The following is a 15,462-nucleotide window of genomic DNA, read 5'->3' on the forward strand; positions in this document are numbered from 1 at the left end:
ACGCGACGTACGAGAGATACGAGAGAAAGGCGAAACCGACGATGTTCCTCTTGACCCGTAAGGCGCCGCGCCTGTCCGTGGACGAAGCGCGCACCCGTACCGGCGGTGAGCGGCCCGAGGCAGTCCTGCTGGATGTGCGGGAGAAGCGCGAGTGGAAGGCCGGGCATGCCCCGGACGCCGTCCACGCCCCGCTGACGGGACTGGTCGCGGGCGCGGCCCTGCCCGCGTCGGCGCAGGGGCGGGCGCTGGTGGTGATGTGTCGCAGCGGGCACCGCTCGCAGCGGGCCGCGAAGCTCCTGGCCGAACGGGGCGCGGACGCGGTGGACGTGAAGGGCGGCATGAACGCGTGGGCCGCCGCCGGATACCCGGTCGTCGACGAGCGCGGGAACAGCGGCTCGATAGCGTGAGCACCCTCATACTCGCCCTGGTCGCCGGGGCCGTCATCGGCCTGGCCCTCGGCGCCCTGGGCGGCGGCGGCAGCGTGCTCGCGGTCCCGGCCCTGATCTACCTGCTCGACTTCTCCCCGGCATCGGCGACCACCGCCAGCCTGATCATCGTCACCGCGACCTCCGCCACCGCCCTGTACGCCCATGCCCGGGACGGCAACGTCGCCTGGAAGACGGGGGCGCTGTTCGCGGCTGCTGGCATCGTGCCCGCCTTCCTCGCCGGAGCCGCGGCAGGGCACCTTCCGGCCGCCGTGCTCACCGGAGCCTTCTCGGTCGTCGCCGCCCTGGCCGCCCTGCGGATGCTCCGCCCGGCCACATCCGAGCCGCCCGAGCGGGTGCGTCCCGTCAAGGCGGTCGGCGCAGGCGTCGGACTCGGTGCCGTGACGGGATTCCTCGGCGTAGGCGGCGGGTTCCTCGCCGTCCCGGCCCTGGTCGGGGTCCTCGGCCTGCGGATGAAGCAGGCGGTGGGAACCAGCCTGCTGGTCATCACCGTCAACTCCCTGGCCGCCCTCACCGCGCGGACGGGGACGGGCGGGGACCTGCGCTGGGAGGTGATCGCCCCCTTCACCGGGGCGGCGATCCTCGGAGCCTGGGACGGCAAACGTCTCGCGTCGAAGATCACCGGGCATAGCCTGCAACGCATCTTCGCGTTCGTTCTGCTGGCCGTGGCGGCCGTGATGCTCATCGACGTGATCATCTGAGCCGGCCGCCTCCGCCGTCCGACGGATCAGGCCAAGGACAGGAAAAGCTTCTCCAGCCGGCCGCGCATCTCGTCGCGGTCCTCACTGGTACGGCTGCCGTCCTCCATCTCGGTCAGGCACTGCTGGAGCCCGGTGGCGATGATCGCGAACCCGGCCCGGTCCAGCGCCCGGGACGCGGCCGCCAGCTGCGTGACGACCTCCTCGCAGTCCCGGCCTTCCTCGATCATCCGGATGACTCCGGAGATCTGCCCCTGCGCACGGCGCAGCCGGTTCAGGACCGCCTTCAGCTCCGCACCCGCCAGATCAAGCTCCATCTTCACTCCTCATCACATACCCCCAGGGGTAATATACTCCCTACTTTTGGGGCCCCGCCGACAGCAAAGGATGTCTCTGCCATGACCACGCCCACCACCCTCGGCACCGGTGAGGCCCGCACCCGCCTGCACGAGCTGACCGTGATCGACGTCCGGACCCCGGGCGAATACGCCGGCGGCCACCTGCCCGGCGCCCTCAACATCCCCCTGGATCAGATCCAGCGGGCGCTCCCCGACATCCGCCACGCCGCCGAGCGCGGTGACGTCCTGGTCGTCTGCGCGTCCGGAGCCCGCTCCGAGAACGCCTGCCGCATCCTCGCCGACAACCACATCGCCACCGCAAGCCTCTCCGGCGGCACCGGCGCCTGGGCCGCTGACGGCCACGACCTGCACCGCCCTCAGAGCGCCACCCGTGCCACCTGGGGCATGGAACGTCAGGTCCGTTTCACCGCCGGCACGATCGTCCTGATCGGCCTGCTCCTCGGACTCCTCGTTCACCCGGCCTTCCAGATCCTCTCGGCGGGCATCGCCGCCGGACTGGTCTTCTCCGCCCTCACCAACACCTGCGGCATGGCCGCCATGCTCGCCAAACTCCCCCACAACCGCCCGCGCGCCGCCGACCTCGACCACACCCTGGCCGAGCTCCGCAACCGCTGAGCAGTAAAGACGGCAGCAAACCGGGCCTCCGGTTCTGCTTCGGTGCGGGCTTCCCCGGCGGCCGTGGCAAACCGGAAGTCCCGCCAGTGGGACCAGTGGCACCAGAATCGCCAGGCGCAGGAGGCCACTGCCGCGGCTGCCCATGCCTTCAACTGCATCCGCCCGACGACCGGCGCGACACGAGCCCCCTTCTCGGGCAATTCCTACAAGGAAGATTCTGCCGACAAGGCATCGACGCCGTCAGCTGCATACGCGACGAGACTCAGCAACGAGTCCATCGCCCCGGCAGCTGTGCGGCCGGCGTCGGGACTAGATCGGGGTGCCGTCTTCGTCAGGCTGCTTCGGCCTCGGGGTGCCCGACGTGGCGGCCAAGCTCCATGCGCACAAGGGCTACGACTATGGTTCCTGACGCGCCGGATGCCTGGCCATGTCATCACCGGTACGAACCCGAAGGCCGAGCACGTACTCGCCTTCGTGGGTGTAGCCGCTGCCCTCAGCAGATACCGCCGACGCATCAACTGCACGGTGTCTTGCAGGTGCTGCGATGATGCCGGCTGTGGAGAGTCCCGAGGTGGAGTCCTGGTATCGCTTCTTGATCGGGTCGTTGGCAGTGGTGGCTGCACGCCCGGACGAGCTGATCACCTCCTGGCTGGACGCGCACAGGTTCGACATCGATGACGTGGTGCTGGATTTCGAGTGTGCCGTGGGGCCACTCGTTCACTTGGTCGAAGTCGGCCGCGTGACCGAGGAGATCGCGAGCCTGCTCCGAAGAATCACGGCTGCGTTCGATGAGTTGAGCAGAGCTGAGAACGCCGGGCGCTGGACGGACGAGGCACTGGCTACCGACCCAGCCTGGGCGGAGGTTCGCGACCTCGCGCGGCGGTCCCTCCACGGCCTGACTGGCCAACGCCAGGTGCCGTTGCCCCAGATTGATCGCGGCACAGGCAGGACGTGACTCGGCCTCGGGCGCGGCGCTGGCGGTGGCCCACGCCGGGATGCACGGCCCGACGGCGGCGCTGTATGCGGAGCCTGGCCCAGCGCCACGATCTGGGTGCTCGCGGGACTGATCGGGCTCGGGTGGGCAATGGTCTGCCGCGAGACCCGCTGCCTTGATCTCACCGGCGGGTGATGACCGGGCGGGCCGCGCGTTCTGCACGAATCCGCAGCAGGTTTGCGCGAATCCGCAGCAGGTTTGCAGGAATCCGCAGCTGTGTCGCGACGGCTCCGCCCTACGCTTGGAGCCGGAGGAGGTGAGGCCGGTGAGCGAGGTGCTCCGGGGGCTGGAGGAGCGTCACACCGCCGGTGACCTGCTTGCGGAGATTTCCGAGCGGACACCGGTGCTGGGCGGCAATCCGGGGGACTGGCCGGGCCTGACCTTCTACCGGTACACCCAGCCGGTTGCACCGCAGTGGGAAGAGGTGCAGTCGCTGTCGTTGTGCATCATCGCGCAGGGCCGCAAGTGTGTGGTCACCGACGGGCAGAGGCACTGCTACGACCCCTTCGACTACCTTGTGCTCAGCGGGCGCCAGCACTTCACCGCGGAGATCTTGGAAGCCTCGCCGGCCAGGCCGTTCCTGTCGCTGGTGCTCCAGATCGACCCGGATCTCGTCCGGCGCGTCTCGGCCGACGTCGTCGACCGGCGGGCGACGGCCTTCGGCCCGCCGCCTGCGCGCGCGAGCACGGATCGGGCGTTCGTCACCCCGCTCGACACCACGCTGATGGCCGCCACGGTCCGCTTCCTGCGGTCCGTGGCCGCCACGGGGGCCGACCGGCGGGTGCTCGCCCCGATCTATCTCGCCGAAATGGTGTACCGGGTCCTGCAGGCCGAGCAGTTCTCCCGCCTGATGGATCTCGCCGCCACCGAAGTGGCGCGCAACCCGGTGAGCGAGGTGATTTCGCACGTACGGGAAAACATGTCCGAACTGCTCACCGTGAGCGATCTCGCGGAGCGGGTCTCGATGAGTTCCTCGGCGTTCTCGCATCTCTTTCGCGAGGTCACCGGAAAATCGCCCTACCAGTTCGTCAAGGAAATTCGCCTGAATCGTGCCAGAGAGCTGCTCGTTGAGGGCGAGCTGACCGTCACCCAGGTTTCCCGGGCGGTCGGTTACGGCAGTACGTCACATTTCATCAACGAGTTCCGCTCTCGGTTCGGTGCGACCCCGAGAGCGTATTCCGATCTTCGTTCATTGCGGGAGGAACTGAGCAGCTGACTGCATGTGGGAACAGGGCGGGGCCGGTGAGGGCGGGGGCCCTCACCGGCCGTCGCTCATCGGGCCTGCCCGACCAATTGCAGCGTGGTCACCAGCTCTTCGGCCAACGGTGCCGACGATGCCGGGTTCTGTCCGGTGTGGAGGGTGCCGTCCACCACGACGTGCGGTTCCCACGGGCCGCCGCTCTTCTCGAACCGGCCACCGGCGCCGGCCAGGCGGTCCTCCAGCAGCCACGGTGCCCGGTCGGCGAAACCGACCTGGCCCTCTTCGACGTCGGAGAAGCCGGTGACCCGCCGCCCGGCGAAGAGCCAGTTCCCGTCCAGGCCGGTCGCCGGCAGCAGCGCGGCCGGGCCGTGGCACACCGCCGCCACCGGCTTGCCCGCGGCGTCGAAGGCCGCCACGAGCTTGCCGAACTCCGCCGACACCGCAAGATCCTCCATGGGTCCGTGCCCGCCCGGTACGAAGACGAGATCGAAGCCGGTGGCATCGACGCTGTCCAGATCGGCCGGTGCGGCGAGCTCGGCGTCGATGTCGGCGAGGTAGGCGCGGAACCGTTCACCGGGTTCGGGTGAACCGCCGTTCATCTCGGGGCTGAAGCCCGCCTCGTCGGCCGTCGGCCGGACGCCGCCCGGCGTCGCGATCACGATGTCGAAACCGTGGTCCCGGAAGACGCGGTGCGGCACGGCCAGTTCCTCGGGCCAGAACCCGCACGGGTGCCGGGTCCCGTCGGCGAGTGTCCAGTGGTCCGACCCGGAAACTGCGAACAGTACGCGTGTCATGGATTCCTCTTTCTGCCGGAATGATGTCTCGGCGGCAGCCGGAACGACCCGACGATAGCGACTTGTTGGGCGACGGTGCCGTTCGCTGCACGAATCTTGCAGAGGTCAGCAGGAACCCGCACCCGGGCGCCGGGGTCGTTGGCGGAATCCGCATAACTTGCGTCGGAATCTGCGATGCGATCGGAGTCACATGCCGCTTAACGTTTCGGCACGCCATCGAAAACCGCACATTCACATGGAGGTGATATGGCGCGCATCGCTTATCTGGTCTCGAGCGCGAGGGAGATCGAGCTCGCCGACGGCAGCCGTCATCCCACGGGCTACTTCGCCGAAGAAGCCGTGAAGCCTTACGAACGGTTCACCGCCGCCGGTGCCGAGGTGGTCGTGCTGACTCCCGACGGCCGTCCGCCGTTCGCCGACCCGTACGGGCTGGAGCACTTCTTTCACTATCCCGAGGAGGACCAGGACTTCTTCGCTTCGGTCATCCGGACCTTCCACCATGATCCGGACGACATCCGGGTGACCCTGCACCAGACGACCGAACTGGATCTCGTCGCGGCGCGGCGGATCGTCGCCCGGTTGACGGCGCGCGGCGGCGCTCCGGCCGAAGGGCACGCCTTGGTGAGCAAGGCCGCCAAGATCGCCTGGCAGGAGGATCGTCGGCTGGGTGAGGTGATGGTCTCCGAAGGACTCGACGGCGGGCTGTCCGCCGGTGAGATCCAGGCTGCCGTCGACGAGCTGGACGAAGCCGCACGGCAGCTGGCCGCCGAACGGAAAGCGCGGTTGGACGCCATTCCCGGCTTCCTCGAGCCGGTCTCGCTCGCGTCGCTGAGCGACGAGGAACTGGCGCGGTTCGATGCGGTGTTCACCCCCGGCGGGCACGGCCCCATGGTCGACCTCGCCGACAACCCCGACGTGCGCCGGCTCCTGACGGTGCTGCACGGGAAGCAGGCCCCGATCGCCTCACTGTGCCACGGGCCGGCCGTCCTGCTGTCCGCACCCGACCGCGCAGACGGGCAGTGGCTGTTCGATGGCTACCGCCTCACCTGTTTCACCGACGAGGAGGAGGACCAGACGGTGCCCGGCAAGCGGGGGCTGCCCTGGTACGTCGACACCGCACTGAAGAACGCCGGCGCGGTGTTCGACGACGGCCCTTCGGCGTGGGTCTCGCACGTGGTCGTCGACCGGAATCTGATCACCGGCCAGAACCCGGCGTCCACCGAGGCGACCGCGGACGCGCTGCTGAAGGCGGTGTCGCTGCGGTGAAGCTGTTCACCCGCCGGGCCGCGCGCCCCGAGGAGGAAGAGGAGCAGGAACCGATGACGACTGCCACCACCACGACCATGACTCCAGCTCGGACGGTGACCGCGTTCCTCACCGCGTTCGGGCAGGGCGATGTCGCGACCGCACTGTCCGTCGTGGACGAGTCGGTGCGCGTGAACCTGTACGCGACCGGTCTGCGCGGAGCCGGGAAGGCCGAGCTGGGCCAGTTCCTGGTGGACACCGCGACGGCTTTCCCCGATCTACGGCTGACCGTCCGCCGCACGATCGAGGCGGGGCCCGTCGTCACGGTCGAGCTCAAGTTCGAAGGCACGCAGGCGGCCGACTACCTGGGTGCGATCAACCAGGAGAAGCACCTCGACGTGGACCAGGCCTGGCGGTTCACCGTCGAAGGCGATCGCATCGCCGGAGTGGATGCCTACTGGTGCCAGAACCAGCTGTACCGGCGCCTCGCGGTGAAGCGCCTCGACCAGATCTCGCTCGTCTGAGGGGTGGAACCGATGATCACGACCGAATCCCGGCCCACCGCCGCGGCCTCCGAGGCTCTGGTGCGCGCGTTCTTCGACGCCTACCGCCGGCAGGACGTCGACACCATGACCGACCTGTGTTCCGACAACGCCGATTTCTCGTACGTGCCTTACGAAGTATGGGGCAAGCAGCGGGTGTTGCGCGGCGACGGCAAGGTCAAGACCGTCGGCAAGACCATCTGGACCGGGCTGGTCAACTCGTTCCCCGACCTGACCAACACCGTGCACACGGTGGACGCCAACGACGCCGGCGACGTGGTGGTGACCTGCGACATCGGCGGCACGCAGCAACTGGCGTGGGGGCTCGCCGAACCACGCGGCAAGGGCTTCTCCGAACCGCACCTGTTCGTGTTCCACGTGGACGACGCCGGTGAGATCGACCGCATCAGCGCCTACTGGGACGGCGCCGGCATCAACCGGCAGCTCGGCCACCTCGAAGTCGACTGAGAAGGGAAGCAGCACCGATGGCTCTGCTGAAGCGTGAAGAATGGCAGCAGTACGTCCGCGACGTGAACTGGACCTACAGCTACGTCGACGACGAGGCGGTCTACCCGGAGTGGCACAGCGGCACCGGCAAGGTCCCGCGCAGTGCATGGCTCACGTGGGAAGAGGACTACAAGGTCACTTATCCCGAGTATGTGGCGACCCAGCGGGACAAGGAGTCCTCCGCTTACGCCGTGAAGGCGGCGCTGCAGCGCTCGACGACGTTCGACCACCTCGACGAGGGCTGGAAGTCGTCCACCAAGATGCACTTCGGCGGCGTGGCGCTCGTCGAGTACGCGGCGGTGCTGGGCGAGCTGAAGATGGCCCGCTTCGGGCTCAACGCCGCGTGGCGCAACATGGCCACTTTCGGCCAGCTGGACGAGCTGCGGCACGCGCAGATCACCACCTTCTTCGGGCACGAGTTCGTGAAGAAGGACCCGCAGTACGACTGGACCCAGAAGACGTTCCACATGGACAACTGGGTGCCGATCTCGTTGCGGAACCTGTTCGACGGCATGATGATCGCGCCGAACGTGGTCGACTTGGCGATCGCGCTGCCGTTCACCTTCGAGACCGGCTTCACCAACCTGCAGTTCGTCGCGCTCTCGGCCGACGCGCTGGAGGCCGGCGACGTGAACTTCGCCAACATGATCTCTTCGATCCAGACCGACGAGGCCCGCCACTCACAGCAGGGCGGCCCCACGATGGAGATCCTCGTCGAGCACGATCCGGTGCGCGCCCAGTGGATCATCGACAAGAACTTCTGGGGCTCGGCCCGCGCGTTCGCCGCGCTCACCGGCCCGGCGATGGACTACTACACCCCGCTCGAACACCGGAAGCAGTCCTACCGGGAGTTCATGGAGGAATGGATCATCGACCAGTTCGTGCACACGATCGAGGACTACGGCTTGAAGAAGCCGTGGTTCTGGGACGAGTTCATGCGCGGCCTGGACACCTGGCACCACGGGCTGCACATGGGCCTGTGGTTCTGGCGCCCGACGCTGTGGTGGCGCCCGAAGGCCGCAGTCAGCAAGGACGAGCGCGACTGGCTGCGCGAGAAGTACCCGAACTGGGAAACGGTCTACGGCGACAAGTGGGACGTGATCATCGACAACATCAACAACAACAATGTCGAGGCCACGCTCCCCGAGACGCTGCCGTGGCTGTGCAGCATGTGCAACCTGCCCTGCTGCAACGCGGTGCAGGCCCGCAACGGCCGCTGGCGCGTGCCGGAGTGGTCCCTGACCTATGACGGCAAGACCTTCCAGTTCTGCAGCAACGCCTGCCGGCAGATCTGGTGGAAGGACCGGGACAACGTCAACCACGAGACGCTGATCGACCGGTTCCTCGCCGGGCAGATCCAGCCGATGGACGTCGGCGGGATTCTCACGCACATGGGCCTCACGCCCGAGGTGATGGGCGACGACCCGGACTACGAGGCGTGGACCAAGGACTACGCCGGCCGTCCCGCGACGGGCATCGCGGCGGTGGCCGCGCCGGCCGGACAGGAGGGTGCGTGATGACCGGCACGGTCGAGCTGGGGGTCGAGGACCAGGCGCCGCAACCGGTGCCGCTGAACGCCGTCTTCGCCACGGACTTCGTGCAGATTCTGGTGCCGGTCACCACGGCCGACACGATGCGTGAGGTCGCCGCCGCGGTGGCGCACCACGCCGAGGGCAAGCGGGTACGGGCCCAGCCTTACGAAAAGGTCGTGTTCCACCACGGCCGCCGGCTGCCACCGGAGATGACCGTGGCCGAGGCCGGGATCCAGCCGCTCGAGCACGTACGAGTCGAGTACGACGTTCCGGAGGGAGCACAGTGAAGAATCCGGTGGGCCCGGTCCTGCGGATGGGCGACGAGGTGGAGCAGGTCATCGCTGCCATCGAGGACGACAACCCGGGCATGGAGATCGAGGTCATCGACCGAGGCTCGTACGTGCGAGTCCAGGGCGAGGAGCGCATCGTGCTGACGCGGGACACCCTGCGGGAGTACCTCGGCCACGAGTTCGAGATCCACACGCTCGGAGCGATGATGTCGAGTTTCGTCGGCCGCGTCATCACGACGAGCGACGCGATCGTATGGGAACGCATCTCGGCCCGGCGTGAGGCGCCGGCCGGGGAAGGAGTGCCGGCATGACCACCGCCCAGCCGCGCAGGAGCCGGCCGCACAAGACGTTCAGCGCCTTCGGCGACATCCGCCGGATGCCCTCGGACTACGAGGTCGTCACGCACGCCCAGAACTGGACGATGCGCAAGAACCGCACGAGCGCCTTCGAGCAGAACCCCTCGTCTCCGCCCAACCTGTGGTTCCTGACCTACCGCGACCACTCGCCGCTGCAGGTCGAGGACTGGGACGCCTTCCGCGACCCGGACGCGTTGACCTACCGCACTTACGTCGGGCTGCAGGCGGAGGCAGAGACCAAGACCGGCGGAGTGCTGGAGCAGTACGCGGAGGCCGGTGCGGACGCGACGCTGAGCCCCGGCCAGGTCTCCCTGCTGACCAAGGTCTTCACGCCGTCGAGGTACCTGCTGCACGGCATGCAGCAGGTGGAGGCCTACCTCGGGTACCTGGCGCCCACGTCGTACGTCACCAACACCGCGGGTTTCGCCACGGCCGACTGTCTGCGGCGCGTGACACTCGTCGCCTACCGCACCCGGGAGCTGGAGCTGGCGCACCCTGGGGCCGGAGCCGGCTCCGCCGACCGCGGGGTGTGGGAACGCCACGAAGCATGGCAGCCCGCGCGGAAGGCGATCGAGAAGGCCCTCATCGCCTACGACTGGGGCGAGGCGTTCACCGCGCTCAACCTGGTGCTCGCCCCAACGCTCGACGACGTGCTGCTGCGCCAGTTCAAGGAGGTGTCGCGCGACAACGGCGACCAGGAGTCCTGGCTGCTCTCGTCGTACCTCGAAGAGGACAGCGACCGGCGAGCACGGTGGAGCGGCGCGCTGGCGCGATTCACCCTGGAGCACCGTCCGGAGAACGAAGCGGTGCTGCGCCGGTGGATCGACCGGTGGGCCCCGATCGCCGACGCCGCGGCAGCCGGCCTCGGCACCCTGCTGGAGACGCTGCCCGAGCGAGGTCGCAGCGCGCGGGAGGTCGAGTCCGGCGCCCGTGCGAAACGGGAGGAGTTCCTCAGCGGGATCTTCTCGGGGGCGGACGTGAGCACCGGGAAGGAGCGTGCAGGACGGTGAACGGCACGGTGACCGGACAGTGGCGGGCGACGCTGCACATCGACGAGCTCTGGGAAGGGGAGATGGAGGGCGTCGAGGTCGGCGGGGAGAAAGTGCTGCTGATCAATGTGGACGGTGAGGTGCGCGCCTATCGCAACCGGTGCCCGCACCAGGCGTGGGCGCTCGACGAAGGTGACTTCGACGGCCAGACGCTCACCTGCGTCCGGCACATGTGGGTGTTCGACGCCCGTAGCGGCACCGGGGTCAACCCGGACAACTGCCGGCTGAACTCGTTTCCGTGCAAGGTGGACGAGGACGGCACGATCCTGGTGGACGTCGGATGAGCACCCGCAGATGCGTGCTCGTGGGAGGAGGGGTGGCGGCCGCGTCGGCCGCCACCGCCCTCCGCAGGCGCGGCTACGACGGTGAGGTCGTCCTGGTCGGCGACGAGCCGATAGCGCCGTACGAGCGGCCGCCGCTGTCGAAAGACTTCCTCCTCGGAGGCACGCAGCTACCGGATCTTCATCCGCAGGCACCCGGGTGGTACGAGACCGAGCAGGTCGAACTGCGGCTGGGTACCCGGGTGACGGCCGTCGACGCCGGCGCGCGGAGCGTCACTCTGTCCACGGGGGACCGGCTGGGTTACGACGACCTCGTCCTCGCCACCGGGGTGCGGGCGCGCCGGCTCCCGGGGTTCGACGGGGACGGCGTGCACTACCTGCGCACCGCGGCCGACGCGACGCGGCTGCGCGAAGAGCTTGCCGCGGCCGACCGGATCGCCGTCCTGGGCGCCGGTTTCGTCGGCTGTGAAGTGGCCGCCGCGGCGGCTTCGCTCGGCAAGCAGGTCACCGTGTTCGAACCGGCACCGGTTCCGCTGGCCCGGGCGCTCGGCGAGGCGATCGGCACAGTGCTGATGGACATCCACCGTGAGCACCGAGTCGAGATCCGGGCGGGGGAGCACGTGACGAGCTTCGAACGCGGGTCCGGCGGGTTCGTGCTCACCACCGGCAGGGGCGAGCGCATCGAGGCCGATGTGATCGTGGTGGGCGTCGGCTCGCTGCCGAACGTGGAGCTGGCCGAAGCGGCCGGTCTGGCCGTCGACGGCGGGATCGTGGTCGACGCGTACGGGCGGACGTCGGCTCCGCACGTGTATGCGGCGGGCGACGCCGTCATCCAGCACCACCCCCGCTACGGCGAGCCCATTCGGGTGGAGCACCACGACACGGCGGTGCGCCAGGGTGCGCATGTCGCGGCCACCGTGGCGGGCGAGCCGGAGCCGTTCGAGGAGGCGCACTGGTTCTGGTCCGACCAGTACGAGCACAGTCTCCAGTCCACCGGCCGCATGGGTGCGCTCGACACCGTGGTGCTCCGGGGGAGCCTGGCCGAGCGAAGCTTCTCCGCCTTTTCCCTGGTGGACGGGCGCATCCAGGGCGTGATCTCACTCAACCGGCCCCGCGACGTGCTCGAAGTCCGCCGGGTGCTGTTCACCCCGCACGAGGTCACGGCCGAGCAGCTCACGGACGAGTCCGTGCCGCTCAAGCGATTGTTCCCGCGCGCGAAGCCCGTCCGCGCGCGCTGATTCCGTTCGGTGAGCCCCCGGGAGACAGGGAGAAGGACATGACGACGCTGGCCGTCCTTGAGACAGTTCAGAACCAGGCCCGAGTACCGGCGGAGGAGGCGCGTTCGGCGCTGGCGAAGGTCCGTGGTCTCCGGGCCGGCGAAGCGCTGGCGAAGCTGCGCCTCGGTCCCGGCCGCACGTGCGAGCCGGTGGCTCGCGTGCTCGACCGTGCCCTCGTCGAAGCGGCGGACGCCGGGCTCGGTGCCGATCAGCTGGTGGTGGCGGGTGGCAGCGCCGAGCCGGCCGAGCCGATCGTCAGGGTCCGCCGGAAGGCCCACGGCAAGGCCGACTGGATTTCGAGCCCGACCGCCGACGTCCGGGTCGAGCTGCAGCCGCTCGGTGTGTGGGAAACGCAGACGTGCGAGACCGTCGTGCGGCCCGCCGAGCCGGAGCCGCTCCTCGCCGTTCCCGCCTCGGGGGAGCCGGGAGCGCGGGCGGCCGAGGTCCGTGAGGCGCTGAAGGACGTGCTCGACCCCGACCTCGGCGTGAACGTGGTCGATCTCGGTTTCGTCCGCCGCGTCGAGGTCGACGAGCACGGGTTCGCCGTACTGACGATGACGCTGACCTCACCGGCGTGTCCGCTCACCGGAGTCATGGAGGACCAGATCCGCACCCTGTTGTCGGTGGAGACCTCGCCGGTCACCGGCTTCCGGGTCGAGTGGGTGTGGCTGCCGACGTGGCGCCCCGCCGACATCAGCGAGGAAGGCCGCGAGCAGCTCCGAGCGATCGGTTTCACTCGATTCTGATCGAAAGTCAAGATGACCAAAAGTCAAACAGACGAAGGAAGGCACAAGATGGCCTATGTAGTGCTCGCAACGTGGATCGCCAAGCCCGGTGAAGCCGACGCGATCCGGAAGATCCTCGAAACAGTGACCCCGGGCAACCGGGGCGAAAAGAAGGTGCTGGCTTTCCAGGCCCACGTCAGCAAGGACGATCCGAACACCTTTGTCCTCTACGAGAAGTACACCGACGCTTCCGGCTACGCCGATCACCGCGAGACCGAGGCCTTCAAGACCCACGTGCTCGGCGACGCGATTCCGCGCCTCGCCGACCGGACGGTCCGGGAGTTCGAGACGATCGACTGACCGGAGTCGGACGACCTGCCGTCGAGAGCATTTCGCGAGTACGCTCTCAACCCTCGACGGCAGTGACGCCGCCTCGTGTCGGCGGCTCAGTGAGGTGGGAGGCTGACATGGTGCGGTCGGTTCCACCCTTGGAGGACCGGTTGACACCCGGTGACCTCGTCGCGGAGCTGGCGGAACGCGCCCCGGACATCGGTGGCAACGTCGGTCTCTGGCCTGGGCTCACGATCTACCGGTTCCACGAGCCGGCCGCCCCCACGTGGGAGGAAGTGCAGTCGCTGTCATTGTGCGTGGTCGCCCAGGGCCGCAAGTGCGTGACGGTGGACGGCGAGCCGTACTTCTACGATCCCTTCAAGTATCTCGTCCTCAACAATCATCTCCACTTCCAGGCGGAGATTCTGGAGGCCAGTCCGGCAAAGTCGTTTCTCTCCTTCGTGCTGCAAATCGATCCGGTGATCGTGCGCAAGGTGTCGGTGGAGATGCTCGAGCAGCGGCGCAGCGAGATGCTCGCCGAGGCGACACCGAAGCCGTCGACGGCGTTCGTGTCGGCTTTGGACGCCGGACTGATGAGCTCGGTGATCCGCTTCCTGAGGGCCCTGACGACCGGCCCCGATCGCCGCATTCTTGCGCCGGCCTACCTGCAGGAGATGGTCTACCGCGTGCTGCAGGCCGAGCAGTATGAGCGGCTCCTGGAGATTGCCGCCAGCCAGCAGAACCACGATCCGGTCGCCCGGGTGATCGCCTATCTCCACGAGAACCTGGCCGAGCCGGTCACGGTGGCGGATCTGGCCGAGCAGGTCGCGATGAGCCCTTCGGGGTTCACCGCCCTTTTCCGGCAGAGCACGGGCAAGTCCCCTTACCAGTTCCTGAAGGAGATGCGCCTGACCCGGGCCCGGGATCTTCTCGTGCGCGGCAGCGGCACGGTCGCCTCCGTATCCCGGGCCGTGGGCTACCCGCACGCTTCGCACTTCAACAACGAGTTCCGTCGCCGCTTCGGGCTTTCCCCTCGCGCCTACTGCGACTTGAGTGTCCTGCGGAGCGAGCTCGGGCACCGACCGGAAACCGCGCCGCAGTAAGGCGGCCCGGCGTCACGGGTTCCTGGACACCCACTCGTCGACTCCGTGCGTCGCGGCACCGCTGAATGCGCCGGCGGAGCGGGGTGCGCGCCTGCGCTGACATCTCCATCGCGTGGATGCGGCCGGTTCTGCGCCACCACGGTTCCTGCCGCAGCCCAGCGACGTCGGCCGCCGTTCGGAGGTGCTGCGGTGGCGCCCGGCGCGGGCGGCCCACAGGCTGGAGCCCGGATGAGGACGACTCGCCGCGTACCGTCGGCGGCAGGGATTCCAGGAGGCTCGTGTGACCGCTTCGCCACCCGCCGCCGACGTGCCACCGGCCCGGTACGACGACCTGCGCGCCCTGGTGATCAACTGCACCCTCAAGCGTTCGCCGGAGACGAGCAACACCCAGGGGCTGATCGACCGCAGCACCGCCATCCTGGACGCGCAAGGCGTGCACGTCGATGTCGTCCGGGCCGTGGACCACGACATCGCCACCGGGGTCTGGCCCGACATGCGGGAGCACGGCTGGGAGACGGACGCCTGGCCCGGCCTGTACCGGCAGGTCATGGCGGCCGACATCCTCGTGCTGGCCGGCCCCATCTGGCTCGGCGACAACAGCTCGGTGACGAAGCAGGTGATCGAGCGCCTGTACGCCTGTTCCAGCCTGCTCAACGAGGCCGGCCAGTACGCCTATTACGGCCGCGTCGGCGGCTGCCTGATCACCGGCAACGAGGACGGCGTCAAGCACTGCGCCATGAACGTCCTCTACAGCCTCCAGCACCTCGGGTACACCATCCCGCCCCAGGCGGACGCCGGCTGGATCGGCGAGGCAGGTCCCGGCCCCTCCTACCTCGATCCCGGCTCCGGCGGCCCGGAGAACGACTTCACCAACCGCAATACCGCCTTCATGACATGGAACCTGCTCCACCTGGCCCGCGCGCTGAAGGACCTCGGCGGCATCCCCGCCTACGGCAACCAGCGCACGGCCTGGGACGCAGGCTGCCGCCGCGACTACGAGAACCCTGAACACCGCTGAGCAGAACGGTCACCAACAACTGAGTCCGCGTTCTCTCGGCGGAACAGGCCGTTGAGGGCGCACGCAGCACGGGGCAGTGGGTGCCTGGAAGGGGGAAGGG

Annotated in this window: 20 protein-coding genes and 1 pseudogene; 19 read left to right on the plus strand and 2 right to left on the minus strand. The window is 68.6% G+C overall.

From position 1 onward, the window contains the following. Positions 1–41 precede the first annotated feature (41 nt). Together EOT10_RS05010 and EOT10_RS05015 are read left to right on the plus strand one after the other, a co-directional pair. Complete coding sequence (locus tag EOT10_RS05010; RefSeq protein ID WP_127826825.1) at positions 42–407, plus strand: rhodanese-like domain-containing protein; 366 nt, start codon at positions 42–44, stop codon at positions 405–407. After that, a complete protein-coding gene (locus EOT10_RS05015) occupies positions 404–1,147 on the plus strand; it encodes a sulfite exporter TauE/SafE family protein (protein WP_127826826.1) in 744 nt (247 codons plus the stop codon). Before EOT10_RS05010 ends, EOT10_RS05015 begins: the two co-directional genes overlap by 4 nt. Positions 1,148–1,173: 26 nt before the next feature. On the opposite strand, the gene EOT10_RS05020 is transcribed toward EOT10_RS05015, so the two are convergent. Continuing rightward, positions 1,174–1,461 (minus strand): metal-sensitive transcriptional regulator, encoded by a 288-nt coding sequence (locus EOT10_RS05020; protein ID WP_127826827.1) that lies wholly within the window; start codon positions 1,459–1,461, stop codon positions 1,174–1,176. 81 nt (positions 1,462–1,542) lie between these two features. Between EOT10_RS05020 and EOT10_RS05025 the strand changes: the two genes are divergently transcribed. The 3 genes from EOT10_RS05025 to EOT10_RS05035 all read left to right on the plus strand — a co-directional run bounded on the left by EOT10_RS05025 (position 1,543) and on the right by EOT10_RS05035 (position 4,328). After that, the gene (locus EOT10_RS05025; protein WP_127826828.1) at positions 1,543–2,118 is read left to right on the plus strand and encodes a rhodanese-like domain-containing protein; all 576 of its coding nucleotides are present in this window, start codon (positions 1,543–1,545) and stop codon (positions 2,116–2,118) included. 556 nt (positions 2,119–2,674) lie between these two features. Next, on the plus strand, positions 2,675–3,073 hold the full coding sequence (locus tag EOT10_RS05030; protein WP_127826829.1) for a hypothetical protein: 399 nt from the start codon (positions 2,675–2,677) through the stop codon (positions 3,071–3,073). 304 nt (positions 3,074–3,377) lie between these two features. After that, the gene (locus EOT10_RS05035; protein WP_127826830.1) at positions 3,378–4,328 is read left to right on the plus strand and encodes an AraC family transcriptional regulator; all 951 of its coding nucleotides are present in this window, start codon (positions 3,378–3,380) and stop codon (positions 4,326–4,328) included. A gap of 56 nt (positions 4,329–4,384) precedes the next feature. Here the strand turns inward: EOT10_RS05035 and EOT10_RS05040 are convergent, their stop codons facing one another. Beyond that, positions 4,385–5,107 carry a type 1 glutamine amidotransferase domain-containing protein gene (locus EOT10_RS05040; RefSeq protein WP_127826831.1) on the minus strand — a complete coding sequence of 241 codons (723 nt, stop codon included), beginning with the start codon at positions 5,105–5,107 and terminating at the stop codon, positions 4,385–4,387. Positions 5,108–5,353: 246 nt separating this feature from the next. On the opposite strand from EOT10_RS05040, the gene EOT10_RS05045 reads away from it, so the two are divergent. The 14 genes and pseudogenes from EOT10_RS05045 (at position 5,354) to EOT10_RS05105 (ending at position 15,362) form a co-directional block, all read left to right on the plus strand. Next, on the plus strand, positions 5,354–6,373 hold the full coding sequence (locus EOT10_RS05045; RefSeq protein WP_127826832.1) for a DJ-1/PfpI family protein: 1,020 nt from the start codon (positions 5,354–5,356) through the stop codon (positions 6,371–6,373). Then, complete coding sequence (locus EOT10_RS05050) at positions 6,370–6,876, plus strand: nuclear transport factor 2 family protein (RefSeq protein ID WP_223280808.1); 507 nt, start codon at positions 6,370–6,372, stop codon at positions 6,874–6,876. Before EOT10_RS05045 ends, EOT10_RS05050 begins: the two co-directional genes overlap by 4 nt. A gap of 12 nt (positions 6,877–6,888) precedes the next feature. Continuing rightward, complete coding sequence (locus EOT10_RS05055; protein WP_127826833.1) at positions 6,889–7,362, plus strand: nuclear transport factor 2 family protein; 474 nt, start codon at positions 6,889–6,891, stop codon at positions 7,360–7,362. Positions 7,363–7,379: 17 nt separating this feature from the next. Then, complete coding sequence (locus EOT10_RS05060; RefSeq protein WP_127826834.1) at positions 7,380–8,918, plus strand: ferritin family protein; 1,539 nt, start codon at positions 7,380–7,382, stop codon at positions 8,916–8,918. Beyond that, complete coding sequence (locus EOT10_RS05065; protein WP_127826835.1) at positions 8,918–9,220, plus strand: toluene-4-monooxygenase system B family protein; 303 nt, start codon at positions 8,918–8,920, stop codon at positions 9,218–9,220. Before EOT10_RS05060 ends, EOT10_RS05065 begins: the two co-directional genes overlap by 1 nt. After that, on the plus strand, positions 9,217–9,534 hold the full coding sequence (locus EOT10_RS05070; RefSeq protein ID WP_127826836.1) for an MmoB/DmpM family protein: 318 nt from the start codon (positions 9,217–9,219) through the stop codon (positions 9,532–9,534). Before EOT10_RS05065 ends, EOT10_RS05070 begins: the two co-directional genes overlap by 4 nt. Further along, positions 9,531–10,589 (plus strand): ferritin family protein, encoded by a 1,059-nt coding sequence (locus EOT10_RS05075; RefSeq protein WP_127826837.1) that lies wholly within the window; start codon positions 9,531–9,533, stop codon positions 10,587–10,589. The genes EOT10_RS05070 and EOT10_RS05075 overlap by 4 nt, the downstream gene beginning before the upstream one ends. Further along, on the plus strand, positions 10,586–10,912 hold the full coding sequence (locus EOT10_RS05080; protein ID WP_223280809.1) for a Rieske 2Fe-2S domain-containing protein: 327 nt from the start codon (positions 10,586–10,588) through the stop codon (positions 10,910–10,912). Before EOT10_RS05075 ends, EOT10_RS05080 begins: the two co-directional genes overlap by 4 nt. After that, positions 10,909–12,147, plus strand: a complete 1,239-nt coding sequence (locus tag EOT10_RS05085; RefSeq protein ID WP_127826838.1) for an NAD(P)/FAD-dependent oxidoreductase — start codon at positions 10,909–10,911, stop codon at positions 12,145–12,147. Before EOT10_RS05080 ends, EOT10_RS05085 begins: the two co-directional genes overlap by 4 nt. A 38-nt stretch (positions 12,148–12,185) precedes the next feature. After that, positions 12,186–12,503: pseudogene (locus EOT10_RS41795) on the plus strand (uL22m family ribosomal protein); the annotation flags it as partial. A 54-nt stretch (positions 12,504–12,557) separates the two neighbouring features. Continuing rightward, a complete protein-coding gene (locus tag EOT10_RS41800; RefSeq protein ID WP_223280868.1) occupies positions 12,558–12,932 on the plus strand; it encodes a metal-sulfur cluster assembly factor in 375 nt (124 codons plus the stop codon). Between the two features lie 48 nt (positions 12,933–12,980). Then, positions 12,981–13,271 (plus strand): putative quinol monooxygenase, encoded by a 291-nt coding sequence (locus EOT10_RS05095; protein ID WP_127826840.1) that lies wholly within the window; start codon positions 12,981–12,983, stop codon positions 13,269–13,271. 107 nt (positions 13,272–13,378) lie between these two features. After that, positions 13,379–14,344: an AraC family transcriptional regulator gene (locus EOT10_RS05100; protein WP_127826841.1), complete on the plus strand. Its 966-nt coding sequence runs from the start codon at positions 13,379–13,381 to the stop codon at positions 14,342–14,344. Positions 14,345–14,624: 280 nt separating this feature from the next. Beyond that, positions 14,625–15,362 (plus strand): flavodoxin family protein, encoded by a 738-nt coding sequence (locus EOT10_RS05105; protein WP_127826842.1) that lies wholly within the window; start codon positions 14,625–14,627, stop codon positions 15,360–15,362. Positions 15,363–15,462: the final 100 nt, after the last annotated feature.

It is taken from the genome of Streptomyces antnestii, from assembly GCF_004005495.1.
In the GTDB taxonomy this organism is placed as follows: Bacteria; Actinomycetota; Actinomycetes; order Streptomycetales; family Streptomycetaceae; genus Streptomyces; species Streptomyces antnestii.